Source organism: Citrobacter sp. TBCS-15, from assembly GCF_005280815.1.
Taxonomy (GTDB): domain Bacteria; phylum Pseudomonadota; class Gammaproteobacteria; order Enterobacterales; family Enterobacteriaceae; genus Citrobacter; species Citrobacter werkmanii.
On the sequence record NZ_SZWK01000101.1, the window covers coordinates 593,587 to 618,151 of the forward strand.

The 24,565-nt window shown below is 52.6% G+C and carries 24 protein-coding genes; 13 read left to right on the plus strand and 11 right to left on the minus strand.

The window, feature by feature from the left end; translation table 11 throughout:
• From sitB to FDW96_RS05885, 4 genes are all read right to left on the minus strand, one after another.
• On the minus strand, positions 1-816 hold the full coding sequence (gene sitB / locus FDW96_RS05870) for an iron/manganese ABC transporter ATP-binding protein SitB (protein ID WP_137365347.1): 816 nt from the start codon (positions 814-816) through the stop codon (positions 1-3).
• Positions 813-1,730, minus strand: coding sequence for a metal ABC transporter substrate-binding protein (locus FDW96_RS05875; RefSeq protein ID WP_042310613.1), 918 nt, complete (start codon positions 1,728-1,730; stop codon positions 813-815). The genes sitB and FDW96_RS05875 overlap by 4 nt, the downstream gene beginning before the upstream one ends.
• A 182-nt stretch (positions 1,731-1,912) precedes the next feature.
• Complete coding sequence (locus FDW96_RS05880; protein WP_042310610.1) at positions 1,913-2,686, minus strand: DUF4886 domain-containing protein; 774 nt, start codon at positions 2,684-2,686, stop codon at positions 1,913-1,915.
• 10 nt (positions 2,687-2,696) lie between these two features.
• Positions 2,697-3,737 carry a porin gene (locus tag FDW96_RS05885; protein WP_137365399.1) on the minus strand — a complete coding sequence of 347 codons (1,041 nt, stop codon included), beginning with the start codon at positions 3,735-3,737 and terminating at the stop codon, positions 2,697-2,699.
• A 407-nt stretch (positions 3,738-4,144) separates the two neighbouring features.
• On the opposite strand from FDW96_RS05885, the gene FDW96_RS05890 reads away from it, so the two are divergent.
• Positions 4,145-5,515 (plus strand): adenylosuccinate lyase family protein, encoded by a 1,371-nt coding sequence (locus tag FDW96_RS05890; protein WP_137365348.1) that lies wholly within the window; start codon positions 4,145-4,147, stop codon positions 5,513-5,515.
• Positions 5,516-5,554: 39 nt separating this feature from the next.
• On the opposite strand, the gene FDW96_RS05895 is transcribed toward FDW96_RS05890, so the two are convergent.
• Positions 5,555-6,448: a MurR/RpiR family transcriptional regulator gene (locus FDW96_RS05895; protein ID WP_042310604.1), complete on the minus strand. Its 894-nt coding sequence runs from the start codon at positions 6,446-6,448 to the stop codon at positions 5,555-5,557.
• Between the two features lie 353 nt (positions 6,449-6,801).
• Between FDW96_RS05895 and dcuC the strand changes: the two genes are divergently transcribed.
• The 3 genes from dcuC (at position 6,802) to FDW96_RS05910 (ending at position 10,345) form a co-directional block, all read left to right on the plus strand.
• Positions 6,802-8,169 (plus strand): C4-dicarboxylate transporter DcuC, encoded by a 1,368-nt coding sequence (gene dcuC, locus FDW96_RS05900; RefSeq protein ID WP_042310602.1) that lies wholly within the window; start codon positions 6,802-6,804, stop codon positions 8,167-8,169.
• Between the two features lie 51 nt (positions 8,170-8,220).
• Positions 8,221-9,915 carry an NAD-dependent malic enzyme gene (locus tag FDW96_RS05905; protein WP_042310600.1) on the plus strand — a complete coding sequence of 565 codons (1,695 nt, stop codon included), beginning with the start codon at positions 8,221-8,223 and terminating at the stop codon, positions 9,913-9,915.
• An 85-nt stretch (positions 9,916-10,000) separates the two neighbouring features.
• Positions 10,001-10,345 (plus strand): nitrous oxide-stimulated promoter family protein, encoded by a 345-nt coding sequence (locus FDW96_RS05910; protein ID WP_042311148.1) that lies wholly within the window; start codon positions 10,001-10,003, stop codon positions 10,343-10,345.
• 95 nt (positions 10,346-10,440) lie between these two features.
• On the opposite strand, the gene flhA is transcribed toward FDW96_RS05910, so the two are convergent.
• The 6 genes from flhA to hypA form a co-directional block, all read right to left on the minus strand.
• Positions 10,441-12,519, minus strand: coding sequence for a formate hydrogenlyase transcriptional activator FlhA (gene flhA / locus FDW96_RS05915; protein ID WP_061382334.1), 2,079 nt, complete (start codon positions 12,517-12,519; stop codon positions 10,441-10,443).
• A 219-nt stretch (positions 12,520-12,738) separates the two neighbouring features.
• Positions 12,739-13,749, minus strand: a complete 1,011-nt coding sequence (hypE, locus tag FDW96_RS05920) for a hydrogenase maturation carbamoyl dehydratase HypE (protein ID WP_061382333.1) — start codon at positions 13,747-13,749, stop codon at positions 12,739-12,741.
• A complete protein-coding gene (gene hypD, locus FDW96_RS05925) occupies positions 13,746-14,867 on the minus strand; it encodes a hydrogenase formation protein HypD (protein ID WP_042310593.1) in 1,122 nt (373 codons plus the stop codon). Before hypD ends, hypE begins: the two co-directional genes overlap by 4 nt.
• Positions 14,868-15,140, minus strand: coding sequence for a hydrogenase 3 maturation protein HypC (hypC, locus tag FDW96_RS05930; RefSeq protein WP_038633103.1), 273 nt, complete (start codon positions 15,138-15,140; stop codon positions 14,868-14,870).
• Positions 15,131-16,003, minus strand: a complete 873-nt coding sequence (gene hypB / locus FDW96_RS05935; protein WP_038633101.1) for a hydrogenase nickel incorporation protein HypB — start codon at positions 16,001-16,003, stop codon at positions 15,131-15,133. The genes hypC and hypB overlap by 10 nt, the downstream gene beginning before the upstream one ends.
• Positions 16,004-16,091: 88 nt before the next feature.
• Positions 16,092-16,448 (minus strand): hydrogenase maturation nickel metallochaperone HypA, encoded by a 357-nt coding sequence (hypA, locus tag FDW96_RS05940; protein ID WP_042310587.1) that lies wholly within the window; start codon positions 16,446-16,448, stop codon positions 16,092-16,094.
• A 198-nt stretch (positions 16,449-16,646) separates the two neighbouring features.
• On the opposite strand from hypA, the gene hycA reads away from it, so the two are divergent.
• The 9 genes from hycA (at position 16,647) to hycI (ending at position 24,526) form a co-directional block, all read left to right on the plus strand.
• On the plus strand, positions 16,647-17,105 hold the full coding sequence (gene hycA, locus FDW96_RS05945) for a formate hydrogenlyase regulator HycA (protein ID WP_042310585.1): 459 nt from the start codon (positions 16,647-16,649) through the stop codon (positions 17,103-17,105).
• Positions 17,106-17,249: 144 nt separating this feature from the next.
• Complete coding sequence (gene hycB / locus FDW96_RS05950) at positions 17,250-17,861, plus strand: formate hydrogenlyase subunit HycB (protein ID WP_032940517.1); 612 nt, start codon at positions 17,250-17,252, stop codon at positions 17,859-17,861.
• Complete coding sequence (gene hycC, locus FDW96_RS05955) at positions 17,858-19,684, plus strand: formate hydrogenlyase subunit 3 (protein ID WP_137365349.1); 1,827 nt, start codon at positions 17,858-17,860, stop codon at positions 19,682-19,684. Before hycB ends, hycC begins: the two co-directional genes overlap by 4 nt.
• Before the next feature lie 2 nt (positions 19,685-19,686).
• Positions 19,687-20,610 (plus strand): respiratory chain complex I subunit 1 family protein, encoded by a 924-nt coding sequence (locus tag FDW96_RS05960; protein WP_137365350.1) that lies wholly within the window; start codon positions 19,687-19,689, stop codon positions 20,608-20,610.
• Between the two features lie 17 nt (positions 20,611-20,627).
• Positions 20,628-22,337 (plus strand): formate hydrogenlyase subunit HycE, encoded by a 1,710-nt coding sequence (gene hycE / locus FDW96_RS05965; protein WP_006687169.1) that lies wholly within the window; start codon positions 20,628-20,630, stop codon positions 22,335-22,337.
• A 9-nt stretch (positions 22,338-22,346) separates the two neighbouring features.
• Positions 22,347-22,889, plus strand: a complete 543-nt coding sequence (gene hycF, locus FDW96_RS05970; RefSeq protein ID WP_061382331.1) for a formate hydrogenlyase subunit HycF — start codon at positions 22,347-22,349, stop codon at positions 22,887-22,889.
• On the plus strand, positions 22,889-23,656 hold the full coding sequence (gene hycG, locus FDW96_RS05975; protein WP_079226087.1) for a formate hydrogenlyase subunit HycG: 768 nt from the start codon (positions 22,889-22,891) through the stop codon (positions 23,654-23,656). Before hycF ends, hycG begins: the two co-directional genes overlap by 1 nt.
• Entirely contained in the window at positions 23,653-24,063 is a 411-nt protein-coding gene (locus tag FDW96_RS05980) for a formate hydrogenlyase maturation HycH family protein (RefSeq protein WP_003037385.1), read from the plus strand. The genes hycG and FDW96_RS05980 overlap by 4 nt, the downstream gene beginning before the upstream one ends.
• Positions 24,056-24,526, plus strand: a complete 471-nt coding sequence (gene hycI / locus FDW96_RS05985) for a hydrogenase maturation peptidase HycI (protein WP_137365351.1) — start codon at positions 24,056-24,058, stop codon at positions 24,524-24,526. The genes FDW96_RS05980 and hycI overlap by 8 nt, the downstream gene beginning before the upstream one ends.
• Positions 24,527-24,565 lie beyond the last annotated feature (39 nt).

Here is a 24,565-nt window from a genome sequence, read left to right on the forward strand (position 1 = left end):
TTATTCCCCCTCGCTGGCCGCGCGTCGCGAAATAAACGGGCGTTCATCATCGGTAATCACATGTTGCTCACCGCCGCTCAGCGCCACATGGCGCAGAACGCCGCTGAATGCCTGCTCAAGATTCTCAGTCGTAAAGGTGGTTTCGGTCGGGCCACTTGCCAGCACCGTACCTTTAATCATTACCGTGTAATCACAAAATTCGGTAACGGATCCCAGATTATGGGTAGAGACCAGCATGGTCCGCCCCTCACCGCGCAGTTCGCGTAGCAGGTCGATGATGCGCGCCTCGGTTTTCACATCCACGCCGGTGAAGGGTTCATCCAGCAAAATCACCTGTCCATCCTGAGCGATGGCTCTTGCCAGAAAAACGCGTTTTTTCTGCCCGCCGGACAGTTCACCTATCTGGCGATGGCGATAGTCCAGCATATCGACCCGTGCCAGCGCTGCATCAACACAGGCGTGGTCGATCTGTTTTGGCCGACGCAGCCAGCCCATATGGCCAAAGCGACCCATCATCACTACATCTTCCACCAGTACCGGAAACGACCAGTCCACCTCTTCCGACTGAGGGACATAGGCAATCAGATTCTGTTTCAGTGCCTGATTAACCGGCTGTTGCAGAATAGATATTTCCCCCTGCGCCAGGCGAACAAACCCCATCAGCGCTTTAAAAAGCGTTGATTTTCCTGAACCGTTTACGCCGACCAGGGCGGCAATCGAACCGCCCGGAACCTGAAAAGTGGCGTCCCGCAATGCGGTGTGACCGTTGCGATACGTCACCGTAACCTGATTTACGGTAATCGCAGAGTGATTCATGGTTGGCTCTCCAGACCTTCGTTGATGCCGTTAACAATGGTTTGTGTGGTGACGCGCAGTAAATCCAGATAGGTCGGTACCGGGCCATCGGCCGCGCTGAGCGAATCGACATACAGTACGCCGCCGTAATGTGCGCCAGACTCACGGGCCACCTGACGCGCAGGTTTATCGGACACGGTGCTTTCGCTAAATACCGTTGGGATATGATGCGCTCTGATCGCATCGATCACTTTGCGTACCTGTTTGGGGGTACCCTGCTGATCGGCATTGATCGGCCACAGATACAACTCTTTCAGGCCGTTATCACGTGCCAGATAAGAAAACGCGCCTTCACTGGTGACCAGCCAGCGTTTATCGGCAGGGAGCTTCGCCAGTTCTGCATGTAGTGGCGCCAGCGTCTGCTGGATTTTGGCTTTATAATTCTGCGCATTTTTCTGATAGGTTGCGGCATTCTGCGGATCGTATTTCATCAGCGCATCGCGAATATTATCCACGTAGATCAGCGCGTTTTCTGCCGACATCCAGGCGTGCGGATTGGGTTTGCCGTTGTACGGCCCTTCGCTGATACCCATTGGCTGCACACCGTTGGAGACCATTACCTCCGGCACGCCGGATAAATGCTGGTAGAAACGGGCAAACCACAGCTCGAGGTTAAGCCCGTTCGAGAGAATAAGCTGTGCGCCTTGCGCCCGCTTGATATCGCCCGGCGTGGGTTGATATTCATGAATTTCTGCCCCAGGTTTGGTGATGGAACTGACGTCCGCGGCGTCACCTGCCACGTTACTTGCCATATCCGCAATCACCGTAAAGGTGGTTATCACTTTGAACTTTTCTTGCGCCCAGGCAGGTGACAACGTCAGCGCCGTTAACGCGCCAGCAAGGAGAAATGACTTCAGATGGGGCAGCTGCGGCATAGTATCCCTCACAACAAAGTGGTTAATTTATCAACAAATATAGCCTTTGCTATGTTATATAGCACAAGGTATAAACAAATGAAAATAATTCTTATTTGCGTAGGGTGCTAAGGAATTGGCGGGGGATAATGCATTTCACGCCGACAGAATTGCCGACGTGTCGGTGATGAATAACCTGATGATTATGACTTCTGGAACTCAGTGACGGTTTCCCATGCAACCTGTTGTAACGCTTTGGCGGTGGCAGGGGTCATGTCCGTATCGACCGGAAGTGCGCCGCCGACCGGAGACTGGTTATACAAGGTAGCGAAAAATACGCAGGCTGCGAGATACGTTCCAGAAATCGAAGGGTGTACACCATCATGATAATACAGGTTTATTTCCGGATGGGTTTTGCGCGCTTTCTCGAAAGCCAGACCTACCGGAGCGACATACCCCCCTGTTTTTTGCGCAATGGAGATATAAGCATCCGCCAGTTTTTGGCTATCTTCGGGTTTAGCTTTCTTCGCCCAGGTCATGAAATAGACGACTTTTGCACCGGCTTTATGTGCCATTTCGGCCATTTGGGTTGCCGAGTCAACGAAGTTTTGTCGGGTACTTTCTTTCTTTGAGATCGTTTCTGTGGAGTTCCCCTGCAATACCACCACATCCCATTTCTGTAGCGTGTTCTGGTAGCGCATATTCTCAATTTGCCAGCCTAAATGACCGCTGGAAATCGTTATCCCCCGATACTTATAGCCTTTGGCATGGTCCGGCAGTAAAGACTGCGTCAAATCCCGTAATCGGGTGTTGATATTATTGTTATAGAACGTGAATGAGTTACCATAAAGCGCAACGATTTTATTCTCGCCATCCATTTTTGCATGAGCGGAAGGCGCTAATAACGTATCCGCATGAGCGCAGACACTGCTCAGTGCAAGGGCCATTGCAGCGGTAAGCAAAGTTATCTTTTTCATTGGTTATCTCTTAGAAATCATAACGGAGTCCAACGATGAGCGCATCATCATTGGTTTTTTTGTTCTTACTGGCGAATTCTTTATCGTAAGTAAATGATAACCACGTATCCTCAGCCAATGTTAATTGCGCTTCAGCACGCCAGTCTTCTTTTTCAGCGATATCTTTACCATCTTCATTTAAAAAACTGTATCCAGTGAGAACCTTGACGGTGCCAAAGTTGTAGGAAATAAGTGAGTCCATTCCTTTATAATTATTATCACTTTTGTTATCGCGGGAAATAGATGTACGTAACGCGGTTACCGCAACTTCATAGGCTTTATAGTTGAGTTGTAACCCTCCCATAATTTGATCGTTTTGATTACGCCCATCGGTGGTCACGACACCATCCTGTCGCTTATAACGACTGGCCGCAATCGCCGGTGTAATTCTAAAATCGCCAAATTTGAAAGGCTTACGATAGCTGGCCATCGCGCCATAATCGAGGGCTTCGTTATCGCTGTTGCCATTACCGGAGACCCATGCCAGCTGAATTTCGTTACCAGCAAATTTGGCGTTCCACTGTACGGTGCCGTCCTGGCGGTTGAACTGGTACGAATCATCAATGGTTGTAATGCCATAGCTGTAGATATTGGGCGTAAAGTTTTTGTATTTATCGGTCATTTTCATAACCTGGTACAACGGGTTTTTGGTTCTCCCGGTGATCAATTCACCCCATGTTTTATTCGACAGACCGACATAGGAATAGCGGGCTTCCATATCGCTTTCACCGGTATTGTTATCATTTTTTTCGGTACGCACCTGCCACTCCAGGCGACCCACGATTTTGGTATCTGGCAGCAGATCCAGATCTCGGGTGAGATAAATACCTACACGTCCACCCAAATCGCTTCGGCTTTCACTGCCGGCAAATGAATTCTGACCACTCGCAATTTTACCCTCAACACGCCCATAGATATCCAGAGTATTTCCATCTTTATTATAGACGTTTAAGGCGAACGCCGAGGAACTCATACCCATTAGTAATATTAGTGAATAATTTTTTAGTTTCATGTCATCCCTCAAAACAGCATTAATTTCCTGACCATAAAAAGAAAGTTCACAGCGGGATAATTGTTTGTGAAAAAGGAAGGACAGCGGTATGGGAAACATTTTTTCTCGTAATGAAATGTGATTATTCACGCATAAATATATCTGATTGCGCTGTTGTATTAATGGTTCTTATATTTAATGAACGTTTTTATTGAAATATTGCGACTGTTTAAACTGTAATGCAGGAATTACTGTGAAGTACATCCCATTTCTAACGGGAGCAAAAACTGAAAATGGGAATAGTGCATTCTCATAGCCGGTTTTGGGGTGGGAATACTATTTTCCCCTGTAATTTGCAGGACAGATCCCGCAAAATTGATTAATCACATTTTCGATTATAACGCATTCATTGGCCGGAGAGGCGCTGTATGTTCGGTAAGCAAACAACGGTATTTGATTCTGATCTTTATTCATCATTGTTCACCCACGAGCGGATGCGGGAAATATGGTCTGACGACAATCTGCTGCGTTGTTGGCTGCGATTTGAGGTCACTGTTGCACGCATTCAAAGTGAGTTAGGGATTATCCCCGAGCAGGCGGCAACTGAAATTGCGCAAGCCTGCCAGGAAATACAGATAGACTGGCCTACTCTGGCAAAGGAAACACAAACGGTTGGTATGGCAATAAAACCGCTAATCGATCAGATCTCCGCCTTCGGTACGCCGTTGGTAGGCCAGTTTCTGCATTGGGGATGCACCACCCAGGACTTGCTGGATTCAGGTATGGCGATGAGATTGCAGCAAACGCTGCAATTGCTGCGCGAGCAATTGCTTGATGTAGGTGAAGTTATAGCAGCAATGGCAATACGACACACCCGCACGGTAATGGTTGCGCGCACCAATTCGGTGGATGCCTCTGCGACAACCTGGGGGCTCCATGTGTGCAGTTATCTGACAGAGATTAACCGCCACCTGGCAAGACTCCAGCAGTTGTATCCACGCGCGGTGACCGGACTCTTTGGTGGTGCGGTAGGCAACCTGGCTTCCGTGGGCGAGCAGGGTATGGAAACCCGTGAACGACTGATGCTGGCGCTGGGACTTAACGTGCCCTGCGGTATTAATAATGCCAGTCAGGATGCGGTCGTTGAAGTTGTGCAGTTTTTTGCGCTTGTCCATGGCACGCTGTGTCGACTGGCTAACGATGTCGAAACCATGGGGCGCACGCCGATCGCTGAAGTGTTTGAAGGCGAAGGCGGTGGAGGATCAAGCACAATGCCGCACAAAGTCAATCCGCGCGCCAGTAACATGATACAAACGCTGGCAAGAATGGGCTGGATGTATGCTTCCGGTGCGCCGGCCATGTTGGATCAACAGGATGTGCGAGCCGCCTCTATGAGGGTTCTGAACTGGACGATCCTTCCGGAGGCATCGAATGCCTTATCGACCAGCCTGACACGTGCAAAAAATCTGCTTTCGCACCTCATCATTAATGAAGAGAAGATGCGTGCTAATTTTGACTGCTCGAAACACTTTATTATGTCGGAATCGCTGACGATGAAACTTGCCGCCAAAATTGGCAGAGAGTCAGCCTATAACTTATTGAAAAAACTTCTGAAGAATGCAACTGGTGAGCAGAACTTCATGGAGGTTGTGCTGGCCAGCCCGGAAATCCGAGCGTCACTGTCTGTGGCGGAAATTACCGCCGCCTGCGAGCCGCTATCATATATCGGGGCTAATGATGCGCTAATTGCTGAAACGATAGCTGAATTCGAACGCGTAAAAACGGTAGAGATTGCCTGATTTGCCATGCTGCCGGGAGGAGGCACTCTCCTGGCGGCGCTAAGTGTTGTGGGCTGATGCCGAAAAAGTTTCAAAAAAGACGAATAATTCCTCCAGTTGGGCAAAATTCCCCTCGTTATCGCCTTTCTCATAAGCCAGATGCAAAATGAGTTCGATAAAAAAGAAGCCGAGTATACGGCTTTGAAAAATGGACTGTACGTCGCTGGGAAGAACAAACTGCAGATCGCAGAATTTACCGTAAGGGTTCGCTTCTGAGTTGGTAACCAGTACCACGACGGCATTCTTTTTTCTGAACCACTTTGCAATATTGAGGGCAACCCGATTGAATCGATAGTAGGAGAAGACAATCAGGACGTCTTCCTCTTCAATATTAATAAGACATTTAGGAAGTTCGCTGATGTCTGTCGGTAAGAGTGTGATGTTGCTACGAAAGTATTTTAGCAGAGTACAAAAATGTGTCGCCATGGCATGAGAAGATGAAGGGCCGACAACATAAATATGACGTTGATTGTTCAGTACCAGATCGATAAAAGTATTCAGGTTTGTAATATCGATATTATTTTTAAATTGATTAAATAATTCTGATACTTTGCATGTGAAATCAGTAACGATACTTTCTGTGGTAATGCTGGGGCTGTTACGTAGTTTGGTGTTTTTCTCAAAAGGCGCAGAAATTTTATTTTTTGACAACGTAATGTCTAATGCTTTGCGGAAAGCTGCATAACCTGTAAAGCCAATTTTATTTAAGAACCGGCCAATGGTCGCTTTGCTTACCATCGCATTTTGTGAAAGATCCACAATGCCATGATAGGGGAGTTCATTAAAGTGTTTATTAATGTACTCATTAAGTCGGCACTCAGATTCAGTTAGATCACCCATATTAAGAGTGAGTGAGTTATACTCATCCAGACTTAATGTGTTTTTCTTGTGCATGGATAACACCCGATGGCTGTTGTATATCAACGTTGTTATAGGATAATACGCTTTCGACGTCAATCATAGAATGAATATGTTGGACACCCACATCCAGTCTTTTCTTGGGAAGGCGGACGCATTCAGATGAGTTGCGATCTTACTCACAAAAAGGGGTGGGAAAACACCTTTCCCGTATTTTACAACCACACAACCCATTACAATTAAAACTCAATGTTTGAGTATGTAATACGATAATTTTATGTACATATTATAGCTGCTTATATATAGGGGTGATTCTTTACTATCCTACATAAGTTATGATGATGTGACAGGTAACCCTACCCGATTTATATGGCATAGGAATTGTTATTATGACGGCGTTTATTATAGCAATAGTGATAACAGTTATTGCTGCATGGTTAATTGTGAAAAATTATCAGCCGCAAACTGTTTTATTACTCGCTGGACTGGCATTATTGACCATTACCGTACTGTTTTATCCAGAAAACAGTATTCTGTATGATAAAGCAAAATCCACGGGGTCAACCTGGCTGGATATCTTTAGCTTTGCAAAAGAATCGCTTACCACACAAATTGCAGGTATTGGTCTTATCATTATGGCTGCGGGTGGATTTGCCAGCTATATGGATCATATTAAAGCGTCGAATGCGATGGTCAATATGTGTATTCGGCCGCTGCAGGTGATTAAAGCGCCTTACTTAATCCTTGCGTTGGGGTATATCTGTGCGCAGCTTCTGCATGTGGCAATTTCAAGTGCGGCAGGCTTGGCGATGCTGCTGCTGGTGACATTCTTCCCGGTCCTGGTTCGCCTTGGGGTGAGTAAAGCCTCCGCGGCCGCGATGATTGGTTTGTGCGCGTTTATGGACTTAGGACCCGCGGTAGGTACGGCCAATCTGGCGGCGAAGCATGCCGGTATGGAAAGTGCTATCTACTTTGCCCATTATCAGATGCCGGTGGCGGTAGTGGTGATGCTGGCTGTGGCGGTGGTGATTTACTTCACCGCGAAGTATTTCGACAAAAAAGATGGCTTCGTACCCGGCGCGCAAAGCGTGGTTGAGGCTGAAGAAGAAGGGCGTAAAGTTCCTGCTATTTACGCGCTGTTGCCGGTTCTGCCGGTGGTACTGGTGTTGGTCTTTAGCCCGCTGGTGATCAAATCTATCAAAATTGATGTGGTGACTGCGATGATTCTTGGCGCAGTTGTTGCCTTTTTCTTCGAACTGGCGACCACGCGTGATTTCAAAAGCTGCTGTAAAGGGATACAGGTCTTTTTCAAAGGCATGGGCAGTATGTTTACCAGCATCGTTTCTTTGCTGGTATGTGCGGATATTTATGCTCAGGGACTGCAGAAAATTGGTGCTGTAGATTATCTGTTGCAGTCCGTACAAAACGCCGGTTTGGGCTTTACCAGTATGACGCTTGTGATGACCGCCCTGGTCGGGATCACCGCTGTGCTGACCGGATCCGGCGTTGCGGCCTTTTTCTCTTTCTCCGGACTGGCTCCTTCAATTGCGGCAAAATTTGGTGAAAGCGCCGTCAATATGATCCTCCCTATGCAGCTGATGGCGGGTATGGGGCGCTCGATGTCTCCAGTGGCTGGCATCATTATTGCGGTGAGTAAAGCGGGTGAATGTTCACCATTTATGATTGTCAGAAGAACCCTGCTTCCTGCGCTGGCAGGTATCGCAGCGATGCTGATAGCCAACTATGTCCTGATTTGAATACCGAGAGCCTGGTAACACAGGCTCTTATTTTTTATCTGGTTGCAATTTATGGATGACAACGTGACAAACGATGTTTTATACGTCCCGTTTACGGGAAAGTTACTGCTTGAGTCTCCGTTATTAAACAAGGGCAGCAGCTTCACGCAGCAAGAAAGGCATGACTTTAACCTTGGCGGTTTACTGCCATGCGCCATTGAAAATATTGATGAACAAGCCGAGCGAGCTTATCAACAGTATATCGAAGCAGAATCCCATAACGCACGGCATATTTATCTGCGTAATATTCAGGATACCAACGAAACGTTATTTTATTACCTGCTGAAAAAGTATCTGCCAGAGATGCTGCCAATCGTTTATACCCCAGTGGTTGGGGCCGCCTGTGAAAAATTCTCCTGGATATATCGTCGTGCGCGTGGCGTCTTTATTTCCTGGCCCGATCGCGAACGTATTGACGATATATTGCATGATATTCCACGTCACGATATCAAGGTCATCGTCGTCACCGATGGCGAGCGTATTCTGGGATTGGGCGACCAGGGGGTTGGCGGTATGGGAATTCCTATCGGAAAACTTTCGCTCTATACCGTTTGTGGCGGGGTTAATCCGGCCAATACGTTACCCATTCTACTGGATGTCGGCACGAACAATACGCGACTGCTGGACGATCCGCGCTATATCGGCTGGCGTCATCCGCGCGTAACCGGTGAAGATTACTTCGCGTTTATTGGAATGTTTATTGCTGCCGTAAAACGGCGCTGGCCCAATGTTCTACTGCAGTTTGAAGATTTCGCCCAGCATACGGCCGTGCCTTTGCTTGAACGTTATCGCGATGAACTGTGCTGTTTTAATGATGATATCCAGGGCACGGCATCGGTGGCTCTGGCAACCATACTCGCAGCCTGCCGTGGCAGCGGCCGGGACTTTCATCAGCAATCCATCGTGATTGTTGGGGCGGGGGCTGCGGGATGTGGGATCGCCCGGCATATTGTTGCTTGTCGTATGTCAGAAGGCATGGGGCAGGCCGAAGCCCGACGGACCATTTTTATGGTCGACCGCGACGGTCTGGTAATGACCAGCAATAATGCCTTAGCTGATTTCCAGCAACCGTTGGCGCAGTCACCCGAGGAAATTTCTGACTGGCAGTATGAGGGGCTGGCGCCGTCACTTCTGGAAGTGATCCGTAATGCCAAACCCGCGGTAATGTTGGGAGTTTCGGGTCAGGCTGGATTGTTCTCGCAGGAGGTGATCAGTACGATGTACCAATACTGCGATCGTCCTGTCGTGATGCCATTGTCGAATCCCACCTCAAAAATGGAAGCACGGCCAGAAGATATTCTTCACTGGACCGAGGGACAGGCCATTATCGCAACCGGTAGCCCATGCGAGCCGGTAGAGATGTATGGACGTGTCATTCCTGTTTCACAGTGTAATAACGTGTATGTTTTCCCGGCGATCGGTCTGGGGGCTATCGCCAGCGGCGCGACGCGGATAACAGAGGCAATGTTGATGGCGGCAAGCCGTGCGCTGGCGGAAGCTTCTCCGCTGGTGCGTGACGGTGAAGGCGCGCTGTTACCAGAGATTGGAACAATATGCGATGTGACTCGCAACATTGCGTTTGAGGTCGGCAAGGCGGCGCAGCAGTCAGGTGTGGCGGAAAAAATGAGCGACGATGCGCTGTTGCGAAGCATTAAAGATAACTTTTGGCTACCGCACTACCGTCCTTATAAACGCAGGGCAATTTAACTATTCTCTCAGGGAATTGTTCGCAGGTCATGGTTGCCTTCACTATTAAGGTGTATTATTTATGCAACTTAATAGGGGGGGCACCATGTCCGGCAAACGTATTGCACGAGAAAAAATGACGATCCAGAGAATGATCTCGCTGTACGAGAGCCAGTGTCCGCAGGCTGTAGACGAGCCGGGGCATTACGATGCATTGTTTGCCTATGCGCAAAAGCGCCTCGATAAATGCGTATTTGGTGAGGAAAAACCGGCCTGCAAACAGTGCCCGGTACACTGTTATCAACCCGCCAAACGTGAAGAGATGAAGCAGATTATGCGTTGGGCTGGACCAAGAATGCTCTGGCGTCATCCGATCCTGACCGTACGTCATCTGATTGATGACAAACGTCCCGTCCCGGAATTGCCCGAGAAGTACCAGCGGAAGAAGTAAGTAACAATTCTATGCCGGATGGCGGCTGCGCCTTATCCGGCCTACAAATACACCAGTGGGTAGACCCGATAAGCAAAGCGCCATCGGGTGAACCGTTAAACCAGCGCATCCTTATCAATACCCAGGCGCTTCATGCGTGACAGTAACGTCGTGCGCTTCAGTCCCAGTCGTTGCGCCGCGCCTTTGGGACCGGCAACCACGCCGTTAGTCTCTTTCAGCACGCGCATGATCAGCTGGTATTCATCTTCGCCATCTTGTGCGACTTCGGTCGCCACCGGCGGCGTGGAAGGCGACAAAGCGACGACATCCGGCAGAGACAGTTGCAGTACATTGCCTCTTGTGAGCAGTACTGCGCGTTCTACCACATTTTCCAGTTCACGCACGTTACCCGGCCATTCCATACTGCTCAGCGTACGCAGAGCTTCGGCGGGTATACTGTCGATATTGCGCCCCATCCGACGGGCAATTTTAAAGGTGAAGGCTTTTACCAGCAGCGGAATATCTTCCGGGCGTTCACGCAGCGGCGGCAGATGGATCGGGAAGACGTTCAGCCGATAGTAAAGATCGTTGCGAAACTCGCGATCGGCGACCATCTTTTTCAGATCGCGGTTGGTGGCGGCGATCAAACGGACATCGGTCTGGATCAGCTTATTGCTGCCCAGACGCTCAAACTCCTGTTCCTGTAAAACGCGCAATAGCTTCGGCTGAAGCTCAAGCGGCATATCGCCCACTTCATCAAGGAACAGTGAGCTTTTGTCCGCCAGTTCGAAACGCCCAATACGTTGCGTGCTGGCCCCGGTAAACGCGCCGCGCTCATGACCAAACAGATCGCTCTCCAGCAATCCGGCAGGCATTGCCGCGCAGTTCATTTTTACCATCCGGCGGGCGTTACGGCCGCTCAGGTTATGAATCGCTCTGGCGATCAGCTCTTTGCCTGTCCCGGTCTCGCCGAGAATCAATACGGTGCTGTCGCTTTGCGCCACCATCTCGACCTGTTTGAGCACACTGTACATTGCTTCGCTGCGGCCAATGATTTCGCCGAACTCGCTGTCAACGTTGTTGAGCTGCTCGGTCAGCGCCAGGTTTTCATCGACCAGACGTTCTTTCAGACGGTGAATTTCCTGGTAGGCGAGGGCGTTATCCACGGCAATCGCCACACGCTCGGCAATCTGGCGCAACAGTTTGAGGTTGGCGGTGGTGAAGACTTTCTCTTCGCACTGCGCCAGCTTCAGTACGCCAAGCATGTTATTACCGGACATCAACGGCAGCAGGCACAGCGTTTGTAGCTGGTTGCCCCAGGTCTCGAACAGCATCCGTTCATAAGGAGCAAGGGCGTCGCGTTCGCTCAGGTTAATCAGCAGCATCTCTTTGCTTTTGAAGACCCGCTCAGAGAGCGTGCCTGCTTCGTCCACTTCGCTCTGTTCATGCGCCGGGTGATGTTCATCCAGATAGTGGGTGGAGTAGATGCTCAGCTTATTTTTGCGACTGCTGCGTAACACGATGCTGATAGCATCGATGTCGAAATAATGGTGGATCTCTTTAGCGACTTCGCTGACCAGTTCGTCTATGTCCAGTCGGGAAAGCACCGCATTGGTGATGGCGACCAGAATGCGAAAGTTGTCACGCTCACGGCACAGCAGATCGTAATCGACGTTATTGCTGACTCTGCTTTGAATTTGTTCAGCCACGACACCGACAATCTGGGTGAAGGTCTGGAGCCGATTGTACTCTTTTTCGCTCCATGGCCGGTCTTCATTGCGAATGAATTCGCAACCGCCAAAGATGCGCCCATCCGCCGCCAGCGGCAGCAGACAGTAGTGACCAAATTCAGAATATAATCCGCCGGATGCCAGCTGCGGCCAGGTTTCCGTGAACTCATGATAGTTGCAGTGCAGCGCGTCGGGGCGCGACAGAATACGGCGTACCGGCCCATGCGCCAGCACCGTTTCGTCTTCATAATCGATAGGTTTACTATTTTCGCGCGTCGCAAAATAACGCGCACGTTGCGTTTGTGCCTGCCATAAGACAATAGCCGCGCAGTCGGCCAGTCCGGAACGCTTGGCCAGCTGTGTAAGCGCCTCGCTGAGAGACTGAAGATCGGGCTGCTGTAATAATGTACGAGTAATATCGAACAGTCCTTGCTGTCCGAGGTCACTCATCGGTGTATACGACATATTGCTTTTCCAGGGAAAGCACCGCAAAACGGTGCGAAAACGGTAAATGAATTATAGGTATAAGTCGTAAATTATTGCCGGATGGCTGACCGCAAACTCGCTGGTCACGCAATCCGTAGGCCTGATAAGCAAAGCGCCATCAGGCGATAATGCAGCGTTAATGCCGGATAGTGACGCAAATGCGTCTTATCCGGCCTACAGTATGCTGCCAACTGGCTGCTAGCATATACGAGGTAATGGTTCAGCGTGTGGTAAATCGAGGGTTCGTTTCACGCCATACAGTCCGGCAAGACGTACGCCTTTACGTTCAACCACTTCACCAATCATTGCCGCATCGCGTCCTAACGGATGCGCGTGCAGCGCGGCAAGCACGCTTTCAGCAGCCTGACGCTCAACGGCAATCACCAGTTTGCCTTCGTTGGCAAAGTTGAGCGCATCGAGGCCCAGCAGTTCGCAAACGCCACGCACCGCAGGCTTCACGGGCAGGGCCGCTTCAGACAGCTCAATACCAAATCCACATGATGCGGCAAACTCATGCGTCACCGCATTCACGCCGCCACGGGTGGCGTCACGCAGCGCCTTCACGCCGGGTATATCACGTATCGTCTGAATGAGCGGCGTTAACACCGCACAGTCGCTGACCAGTTCGCCATCAAGACCCAATTGCTCGCGCAGGTTAAGAATGGTTGCGCCATGATCGCCAAGCGTACCGCTAACCAGCAATACATCGCCAGGGCCGAGAGTTTGCGCACCCCAGTGAATGTTGGCGGGGATCGCCCCCATACCGGCGGTGTTGATGAACAACTTATCTGCGGCGCCACGCTGCACGACTTTGGTATCACCGGTCACGATGGCGATGCCCGCTTCGCGTGCGGTTGCCGCCATGCTGGTGACGACGGTTTTCAGCGTCTCCATCGGCAGACCTTCTTCAAGGATAAACCCGCAGGAGAGATAACGCGGAATAGCGCCGCTGACGGCGACATCGTTCGCCGTACCGCAGATAGCCAGCTTGCCGATATTGCCACCGGGGAAGAACAACGGGTCGATAACGTAGCTGTCGGTAGAGAACGCCAGACGATCGCCCTCTGCAACCAGTTGCGCCAGTTCCAGACGCGCCTGATCTTCCTGTTCCGCCAGCCACGGATTAGCAAAAGCCTCCATAAACAGACTGTTGATCAACTGCTGCATAGCCTGACCGCCGCTACCGTGGGCGAGTTGTACGCTGTTCATGCTTCACACTCCTGCTGACGATACTGATACCAGGCGGCACATGCGCCTTCTGAGGAGACCATCAGTGCGCCAAACGCGGTCTCCGGGTTACAGGTTTTGCCAAATAATGGACACTGATGCGGTTTACATCTGCCGGTCAACACCTCTCCACAACGCGCGCGTGGATCGTCATATACCTGCTGTGGCGCTGGCTGAAAATGCGCTTCGGCATCAAAACGTTGATAGTCCGGCGTCAGGTGAACGCCAGACGATTCGATCACGCCCAGACCGCGCCATTCGCTGTCGCCGTTGACGCAAAATACCTCAGCGATGGCCTGTTGCGCTAAGGCGTTACCGGCATCCGGTACTACGCGGCGGTACTGGTTTTCGACCTGGCTATGGGCGGCGATTTTCTGTTCAACCAGCATCACCACGCCTTGCAGCAGGTCGAGCGGCTCAAAGCCGGCGACCACTAACGGACGATGGAAATCTGAGGCAATGAAATTATAGGCGTCGGTGCCAATCACCATGCTGACATGCCCCGGTGCTAAAAAGGCATCGATGCCGTTGTCCGGCTGTTCCAGCAGGCTGCGCAGCGTGGGGATAAGCGTAATGTGCTGACAGAAAAAGTAAAAGTTCTGCACATCGCGTTGTTTGGCCTGCTGCAGGGTAATGGCGGTGGTCGGCATGGTGGTTTCAAAACCCAGACCAAAGAACACAACCTTACGCGTCGGGTTTTCCTGCGCCAGCTTCAGCGCATCCATCGGCGAATAGACGATGCGGATATCCGCGCCGCGCGCTTTGGCCTGTAGTAGTGAGCCTTGTTTTCCCGGCACGCGCATGGCGTCGCCAAAGGTGCAGAAAATCACTTCCGGATGGCTGGCGATTTCAACACAGCTGTCGATCCTGCCCATCGGCAGAACGCAAACCGGGCAGCCAGGGCCGTGAATGAACTCCACGTTTTCGGGCAGCAACTGGTCGAGCCCGAATTTGAAAATAGCGTGGGTATGACCACCACAAACTTCCATGATGCGCAGCGGTCGTTCGGCGGTGTAGGGGAGGAGAGCGGCACGTTCACGCAGGTGCTCTATCAACTGCATCACCTGTTCTGGTGCGCGGTATTCGTCAACAAAACGCATTTATTTTTCCTCGCCGTACAGCAACGCGCCGACATCCGGCTCAACGTCAAACATGTTTTGCAGTGCGTCGAGCGTGTCGCGCGCTTCTGCTTCATTAATGATGCTCATCGCAAAGCCGACGTGGACCAGTACCCACTGACCCAGACGCGGCTGACCATTTTCATCACAGCTACCGACCAGCGTCAGGTCGACGTCGCGCTGAATACCGCAAACGTCGACTTTGGCCTGGTTGCCATCAATGGTGCGGATTTGACCCGGAACACCTATGCACATCGCTGTGTCTCCAGCCAGGAGAGCCATTGGTCCATCCCTTCGCCGCTGGTGGCGGAAATCAGGATGATCTCAATGTCCGGGTTCACTTCCCGGGCGCTGGCGATGCACTTTTCAACATCAAAATTGAGGTACGGCAGCAGATCCACTTTATTGAGCAGCATCAGCGATGCGGCGGCAAACATATGCGGATATTTTAGCGGCTTATCTTCGCCTTCGGTGACGGACAGCACCGCCACTTTATGACGTTCGCCGAGGTCGAAGCTGGCTGGGCAGACCAGGTTACCGACGTTTTCAATAAACAGAATGCCGTTGTCATCAAGCGGCAAACGCGGCGCGGCGTCAGCAATCATTTGCGCGTCAAGGTGGCAACCTTTACCAGTGTTGACCTGGATGGCTGGGGTGCCGGTGGCGCGAATACGGGCGGCATCGTTGACCGTCTGTTGGTCGCCTTCAATCACGGCGCACGGTACGCTGTCTTTCAGCTTGATCAGCGTTTCGGTCAGCAGCGTCGTTTTACCAGAGCCCGGGCTTGATACGAGGTTTAATACCAGATGCTGACGAGCGGCAAAACGGGCGCGGTTACGTTCGGCCAGACGGTTATTTTTGTCCAGCACGTCAATTTCGACTTCCAGCATACGGCGCTGGCTCATGCCTGGCGCATGGGTACCCGCCTCGCCATGACCGTAGTGAAGGTCGCCTTCTGCGGTCTGGCTCGGTGCGAAATTAGAGGTTTTCACACCGGTAATATTCAGCGCCGGGCGAGCCGCCGGGGCAAATGGCGCGCTGCGAAACGCCGAGTGGGGATTATGCTCATCACCCTCTATATAAAGGTTGCCTTCAGCGCAACCACATGTCGTACACATCGCTCACTCCTGATCTCTTTCTTGTTACAGGCTTTTTTGCCGGATGGCGACGCAAGCGTCTTCTCCGGCCTGGCAGGTGCCACCGGAATTAGTCTTCGGCGTCGCCTATTTCAATTCGTCGAATCTGTAGACCGTCATCGGCCACAATTCTCAGCGTATCGCTGTTGCATTGCGGACACCGACGCACGCGTTGCGTCAGTAACGTGACATATTGCTGACAAGATTCGCACCAACATTCCGCTTCTTGTTCTTCGAGGTGGAGTTTACAACCTTCTGCAAGGGTCCCACGGCATACCAGATCAAAACAAAAGGCGAGAGCGCTGGTTTCTACGCAAGAAAATGCGCCAATTTTGAGCCAGACCCCAGTTACTCGCTTTGCTCCGTGTTGCGTGGCCTGTTGTTCAATCAATTCCAGTGCCCGTTGGCAGAGGGTTATTTCGTGCATACCGCCTCCTGTGAAGTTGTCGTATTAAAAGCAATAAACATGCCAGGTTGAATTTTTTCATTCGTGACAATGACGACGATGACGAAATGACACATCGTCACCCGCCTTTGATTTTTTATGTTTATGAAACTAAAGGAAATTAATTTTGGCATGAAATGTGCTTAAGGCTGTTCATCTCTGCTAAACGGGTAACCTGACATGACTATTTGGGAAATAAGCGAAAAAGCCGATTACATCGCTGAACGGCATCGTCGCCTACAGGACCAGTGGCGTATTTACTGCAACTCGCTGGTTCAGGGGATCACCCTGTCGAAAGCGCGTTTGCATCATGCGATGAGCTGCGCGCCGGACAAAGATCTGTGCTTTGTCCTTTTTGAACACTTCGTTATCTACGTCACGCTGGCGGATGGCTTTAACAGTCACACCATCGAGTATTACGTCGAAACGAAAGAGGGTGATGATAAACAACTGATTGCACAGGCACAGTTGACCATCGACGGTAAAGTTGATGAGCGTATCAGCAACCGCGATCGCGATCAGGTGCTGGAGCACTATCTCGAAAAAATCGCCAGCGTCTATGACAGCCTGTATACGGCGGTTGAAAACAATATGCCGGTGAATTTAAGCCAACTGGTTGAGGGACATAGCCCGGCTTAAGCCTCGGGTGCTGCCCACGTTTGTCATGATGCGGCTTTAATACTGCGTCACGACAGTTTAGGGAATGGGCATGTCGAAAAATGTCGAAATGACATTTGCCTGACATGTTTTCGTCAAAAATGACTATCACCTGAGGAATGCCTGGTGAATCGTTTTGTAATTGCTGACTCCACTCTTTGTATCGGCTGCCACACCTGTGAAGCCGCCTGCTCAGAGACACATCGCCAGCATGGCCTGCAGTCAATGCCGCGCCTGAAAGTGATGTTAAATGAAAAAGAATCCGCGCCGCAGCTTTGCCACCAGTGTGAAGATGCGCCATGCGCTACCGTTTGTCCGGTTAATGCGATTAATCGCGTTGATGGCGCCGTACAGCTGAATGAAAGCCTGTGCGTAAGCTGCAAACTGTGCGGGATCGCCTGTCCGTTCGGTGCTATTGAGTTTTCCGGTAGCCGTCCGCTGCATATCCCGGCAAACGCCAATACATCAAAAGCGCCTCCGGCTCCGCCAGCCCCAGCTCGCGTAAGCACGCTGCTGGACTGGGTTCCGGGCGTTCGTGCCATCGCGGTGAAATGCGATCTGTGTAGTTTTGACGAGCAAGGTCCGGCCTGCGTACGCATGTGCCCGACCAAAGCCCTGCATCTGGTGAGCAACATGGATATCGCCCGCGCCAGCAAACGTAAACGTGAGCTGACTTTCAATACCGACTTCGGCGATCTCACCTTGTTTCAGCAGGCTCAAAGTGGAGATGCAAAATGAGCGCAATTTCACTGATTAACAGCGGCGTGGCCTGGTTTACAGCGGCTGCGGTTCTGGCATTTCTGTTTTCATTTCATAAACCGCTGAGCGGCTGGATTGCAGGGGTTGGCGGCGCGGTTGGCAGTTTGTGTACGGCGGCTGCGGGGTTTCTTGTACTGACCCGCGCCGTTGCGATTAGCGGCGTGATGCCGTTTATCGGCCATAGTCTGCAAGTCACGCCGCTGAACGCTATCTGGCTGATTACCCTGGGCCTGTGTGGTCTGTTTGTCAGCCTGTACAACATTGACTGGCATCGCCATCCACAGGTGAAAGCCAACGGCCTGCTGGTGAATCTGCTGATGGCCGCAGCGGTATGTGCGGTGGTTGCCAGCAACCTCGGTACGCTGGTGGTGATGGCGGAAATCATGGCGCTGTGCGCGGTGTTCCTGACCGGTTGCAGTAAAGAGGGCAAACTGTGGTTTGCGCTGGGGCGTATCGGCACGTTGCTGCTGGCGATTGCTTGCTACCTGGTGTGGCAACGTTACGGCACGCTGGAGCTGCGCCTGCTTGACCTGCGCACCCAGGAGCTGCCGCTTGGGTCTGACATCTGGCTGTTGGGCGTGGCGGGTTTTGGCCTGCTGGCCGGGATTATCCCCCTGCACGGTTGGGTGCCGCAGGCACACGCCAACGCCAGCGCGCCGGCTGCGGCACTGTTTTCTACCGTGGTCATGAAGGTCGGTCTGCTGGGTATTCTTTCCTTGTCTCTGCTGGGCGGTAACGCGCCGCTGTGGTGGGGCATTACGCTGTTGGTGCTGGGCATGATCACCGCATTTGTCGGCGGTCTGTATGCGTTAATGGAACATAACATCCAGCGTCTGCTGGCGTACCACACGCTGGAAAACATCGGCATTATTCTGCTGGGGTTGGGCGCAGGCGTAACCGGGATTGCGCTGAATCAACCGGCGCTGATTGCGTTGGGTTTGACCGGTGGTCTGTATCATCTGGTCAACCACAGCCTGTTCAAAAGCGTTCTGTTCCTCGGTGCTGGCAGTATCTGGTTCCGTACCGGTCATCGTGATATCGAGAAGTTGGGTGGTATCGGTAAACGTATGCCAGTTATCTCTCTGGCGATGCTGGTTGGCCTGATGGCGATGGCCGCACTGCCGCCGCTGAACGGTTTTGCCGGTGAGTGGGTCATCTATCAGTCCTTCTTTAAACTGGGTAACAGCGGCGCGTTTGTCGGTCGTCTGTTAGGGCCGTTGCTGGCGGTAGGACTGGCGATTACTGGCGCGCTTGCGGTGATGTGTATGGCGAAAGTGTATGGCGTTACGTTCCTTGGCGCGCCGCGCACGAAGGAAGCTGAAAATGCCTGCTGCGCGCCAATCCTGATGGGCGTGAGCGTGGTTGCGCTGGCTATCTGCTGCGTGATTGGCGGCGTTGCTGCGCCGTGGCTGCTGCCGATGATTTCCTCTGCTGTTCCACTGCCGCTGGAAACGGCGAACACCACCGTTTCTCAGCCAATGATCACGCTGCTGCTGATCGCGTGTCCGCTGCTGCCGTTCATCATCATGGCAATTTTCAAAGGCAACCGTCTTCCGTCGCGTTCACGCGGTGCGGCATGGGTGTGTGGCTACGATCACGAGCAGTCAATGGTTATTACCGCACACGGTTTTGCCATGCCGGTGAAAGAAGCCTTTGCCCCGGTACTCAAACTGCGTAAATGGCTGAACCCGGTATCACTGGTTCCGGGCTGGCAGAATGCGGCCGCCCCGGTACTGTTTCGTCGCCTGGCGTTGATTGAGCTGGCGGTGCTGGTGGTGATTGTGGTTTCACGAGGAGCCTGAAAATGAGTGTTTTATATCCGTTAATTCAGGCGCTGGTGCTGTTTGCCGTTGCGCCGCTGCTGTCCGGTGTGACCCGCGTGGCGCGTGCGCGATTGCATAATCGTCGCGGTCCGGGCGTTTTGCAGGAATACCGCGACATTATCAAACTGCTGGGCCGTCAGAGCATTGCGCCTGCGGATTCCAGCTGGGTTTTCCGCCTGACGCCGTTTGTGATGGTGGGCGTGATGCTGACTATTGCCACCGCGTTACCGGTCGTGACCGTTGGCTCGCCGCTGCCGCAATTGGGCGATCTGATCACCTTAATTTACCTGTTCGCCATCGCCCGTTTCTTTTTCTCTATCGCGGGTCTGGATACCGGTAGTCCGTTTACCGCTATTGGCGCCAGCCGTGAAGCGATGCTCGGCGTGCTGGTTGAACCTATCCTGCTGCTGGGGCTGTGGGTAGCGGCGCAGGTTGCGGGTTCAACGCATATCAGCAATATCGCCGATACCGTTTATCACTGGCCTGCTGCGCGCAGCATCCCGCTGATTCTGGCGCTGTGCGCCAGTGCTTTCGCCACCTTTATCGAAATGGGCAAACTGCCGTTCGATCTGGCGGAAGCAGAGCAGGAGTTGCAGGAAGGTCCATTGACCGAATACAGCGGCAGCGGTTTTGCGGTGCTGAAGTGGGGCATTAGCCTCAAGCAATTGGTCGTTCTGCAAATGTTCGTCGGCGTGTTCCTGCCGTGGGGACAGATGGAAACCTTCACCGCGGGTGGGTTGCTGCTGGCGCTGGTGATTGCCGTCGTCAAGCTGGTCCTCGGCGTGCTGGTCATCGCCTTGTTCGAAAACAGCATGGCGCGTCTGCGTTTTTGCGCCACTTCACGCGTGACCTGGGCCGGTTTTGGGTTTGCGTTTTTAGCGTTCGTCTCCTTGCTGGTGGCGTGATTTAAGAGAGTTTGAGCATGTCTGAAGAAAAATTAGGTCAACACTATCTCGCCGCTCTGCACCAGGCCTTTCCGGGTGTGGTGCTGGATGAAGCCTGGCAGACTAAAGATCAGCTGACTATCACCGTCAAGGTGAACTACCTGCCGGAAGTGGTTGAGTTCCTGTACTACAAACAGGGCGGCTGGTTGTCTGTGCTGTTTGGTAACGACGAACGTCAGCTGTGCGGCCATTACGCCGTTTATTACGTGATGTCGATGGAGCAGGGCACCAAGTGCTGGATCACCGTCCGCGTTGAAGTGGATGCCAATAAGCTGGAATTCCCATCCGTGACGCCACGCGTTCCGGCTGCCGTCTGGGGCGAGCGTGAAGTGCGCGACATGTACGGTTTGATCCCGGTCGGTTTGCCGGATGAACGTCGTCTGGTGCTGCCGGATGATTGGCCGGACGAGCTGTATCCGCTGCGTAAAGACAGTATGGATTATCGTCAGCGCCCGGCGCCGACTACCGATGCTGAAACCTACGAGTTCATCAACGAACTGGGCGACAAGAAAAATAACGTGGTGCCGATTGGCCCGCTGCACGTGACCTCCGATGAGCCCGGTCACTTCCGTCTGTTTGTTGACGGCGAGAACATCATCGACGCCGACTACCGTCTGTTCTATGTCCACCGCGGCATGGAGAAACTGGCGGAAACCCGTATGGGTTACAACGAAGTGACGTTCCTGTCGGACCGCGTGTGCGGCATCTGCGGTTTTGCCCACAGCACCGCCTATACCACCTCCGTAGAGAATGCGATGGGTATCGTAGTGCCGGAACGCGCACAGATGATCCGCGCCATTCTGCTGGAAGTGGAACGCTTGCACTCGCATCTGCTGAATCTCGGCCTGGCCTGTCACTTCACCGGTTTTGACTCCGGCTTTATGCAGTTCTTCCGCGTGCGTGAAACGTCGATGAAGATGGCGGAGATCCTCACCGGGGCGCGTAAAACTTACGGTATGAACCTGATCGGCGGTATCCGTCGTGACCTGCTGAAAGACGATATGATCCAGACCCGTCAACTGGCGCAGCAGATGCGTCGTGAGGTGCAGGAACTGGTCGATATGCTGCTCAGCACGCCGAACATGGAACAGCGTACCGTGGGTATTGGTCGTTTGGATCCAGAAATCGCTCGCGACTTTAGTAACGTCGGTCCGATGGTTCGCGCCAGCGGTCATGCGCGTGATACCCGTGCCGATCACCCGTTTGTGGGCTATGGCCTGCTGCCGATGGAAGTGCACAGTGAGCAGGGTTGCGATGTTATTTCTCGTCTTAAAGTCCGTATCAATGAAGTCTATACCGCACTGAACATGATCGACTTTGGTCTGGACAACCTGCCGGGCGGCCCGCTGGCGGTGGAAGGCTTTACCTATATTCCTCACCGCTTCGCGCTGGGCTTTGCCGAAGCGCCGCGCGGGGATGACATCCACTGGAGCATGACCGGCGATAACCAGAAACTGTATCGCTGGCGCTGCCGTGCGGCAACCTACGCCAACTGGCCAACGCTACGTTACATGCTGCGTGGCAACACTGTTTCCGATGCTCCGCTGATTATCGGTAGCCTCGATCCTTGCTACTCCTGTACCGACCGTATGACCGTGGTCGATGTGCGTAAGAAGAAGAGCAAAGTCGTGCCGTACAAAGAACTTGAGCGCTACAGCATCGAGCGTAAAAACTCGCCGCTGAAATAAGGAATCGCCATGTTTACCTTTATCAAAAAAGTCATCAAAACCGGGGCGCCGACGTCGTCGTATCCGCTGGAGCCGATTGCGGTCGATAAAAACTTCCGCGGCAAACCAGAGCACAATCCGCAGCAGTGCATTGGCTGCGCGGCCTGCGTTAATGCGTGTCCGTCTAACGCGCTAACGGTCGAAACCGATCTGGCTACCAATGAGCTGGCCTGGCAGTTCAACCTCGGTCGCTGCATCTTCTGCGCCCGCTGCGAAGAAGTTTGCCCGACGGCGGCGATCAAGCTGTCGCAGGAATATGAGCTGGCGGTATGGAAGAAAGAAGATTTCCTGCAGCAGTCTCGCTTTTCGCTGTGTAACTGCCGCGTCTGTAACCGCCCGTTCGCGGTACAAAAAGAGATTGATTACGCCATTGCGCTGCTCAAGCATAACGGTGACAGCCGCGCGGAAAACCACCGTGAAAGCTTTGAGACCTGCCCGGATTGTAAGCGCCAGAAATGTCTGGTGCCGTCTGACCGTATTGAACTGACTCGCCATATGAAAGAGGCCAGCTGATGAGCAATTTATTAGGCCCACGTGACGCCAACGGTATTCCGGTACCGATGACGGTGGATGAATCCATTGCCAGCATGAAAGCATCGCTGCTGAAAAGCATCAAGCGTTCAGCATATGTTTATCGTGTGGACTGCGGCGGCTGCAACGGCTGCGAAATCGAAATTTTCGCCACGCTCTCTCCGCTGTTTGATGCCGAACGCTTTGGTATCAAAGTGGTACCGTCGCCGCGCCATGCGGATATCCTGCTGTTTACCGGCGCGGTAACTCGCGCGATGCGTTCTCCGGCGCTGCGCGCCTGGCAGTCTGCGCCGGATCCGAAAATTTGTATCTCTTACGGCGCCTGTGGCAACAGCGGCGGTATCTTCCACGACTTATACTGCGTATGGGGCGGCACGGATAAAATCGTACCGGTGGACGTGTATATTCCTGGCTGTCCGCCGACGCCTGCGGCAACGCTGTACGGTTTTGCGATGGCGCTGGGTCTGCTGGAACAGAAAATTCATGCGCGTGCGCCAGGTGAACTGGACGAACAGCCCGCTGAAATTCTGCATCCGGATATGGTTCAGCCGCTGCGCGTCAAGGTGGACCGTGAAGCTCGCCGTTTGGCGGGTTATCGCTACGGCCGTCAGATTGCTGATGACTATATGACGCAGTTAGGGCAGGGTGAACATCAGGTGGCGCGCTGGCTGGAAGCGGAAAACGATCCGCGTCTGACCGAAATCGTCACGTATCTTAACCATGTAGTCGAAGAGGCGCGTATCCGATGAGTGAAACGGTGGTGTTCAGTCAACTGAGCCGTAAGTTTATTGATGAGAACGATGCGACGCCCGCAGAGGCGCAGCAGGTTGTCTATTACAGCCTGGCGATTGGTCACCACCTTGGGATCATCGATTGCCTGGAAGCGGCGTTAACCTGTCCGTGGGATGAATATCTGGCATGGATTGCCACGCTTGCCGAAGGAAGCGAAGCCCGCCGGAAAATGGAAGGCGTGCCGAAGTATGGCGAGATCGTCATCGATTTCAACCATGTGCAAATGCTGGCTCGCGCGTTTGATGATGCGCGCGCCGTTCAGACTCCGCAGCAGCAGGAGTGGAGCAAGCTGATGCTCAGCATGCTGCATGATATTCACCAGGAAAGCGCCATCTATTTGATGGTGAGGAGACACCGTGACTGACGTTTTACTCTGTGTCGGCAACAGCATGATGGGCGATGACGGCGCGGGTCCGCTACTGGCGGAAATGTGCGCTGCCAATCCTCAGGGCAACTGGGTTGTCATCGACGGCGGCAGCGCGCCGGAAAACGATATCGTCGCGATCCGTGAACTGCGCCCGCAGCGTCTGTTGATTGTGGATGCCACCGACATGGGGTTAAACCCTGGTGAAATCCGCATTATCGACCCTGATGATATTGCCGAAATGTTCATGATGACCACCCACAACATGCCGCTGAACTATCTGGTCGATCAGCTAAAAGAGGATGTTGGCGAGGTGATCTTCCTCGGTATTCAGCCGGATATTGTCGGTTTTTATTACCCGATGACGCAGCCGATCAAAGATGCGGTCGAGACAGTCTATCAACGATTAGCCGGGTGGGAAGGCCACGGTGGATTTTCCGGGTTAGAAGCGCCAGAAGACTAACCTTACCAGCGCCGGATGCCCGTGGCATCCGGCCTGTTT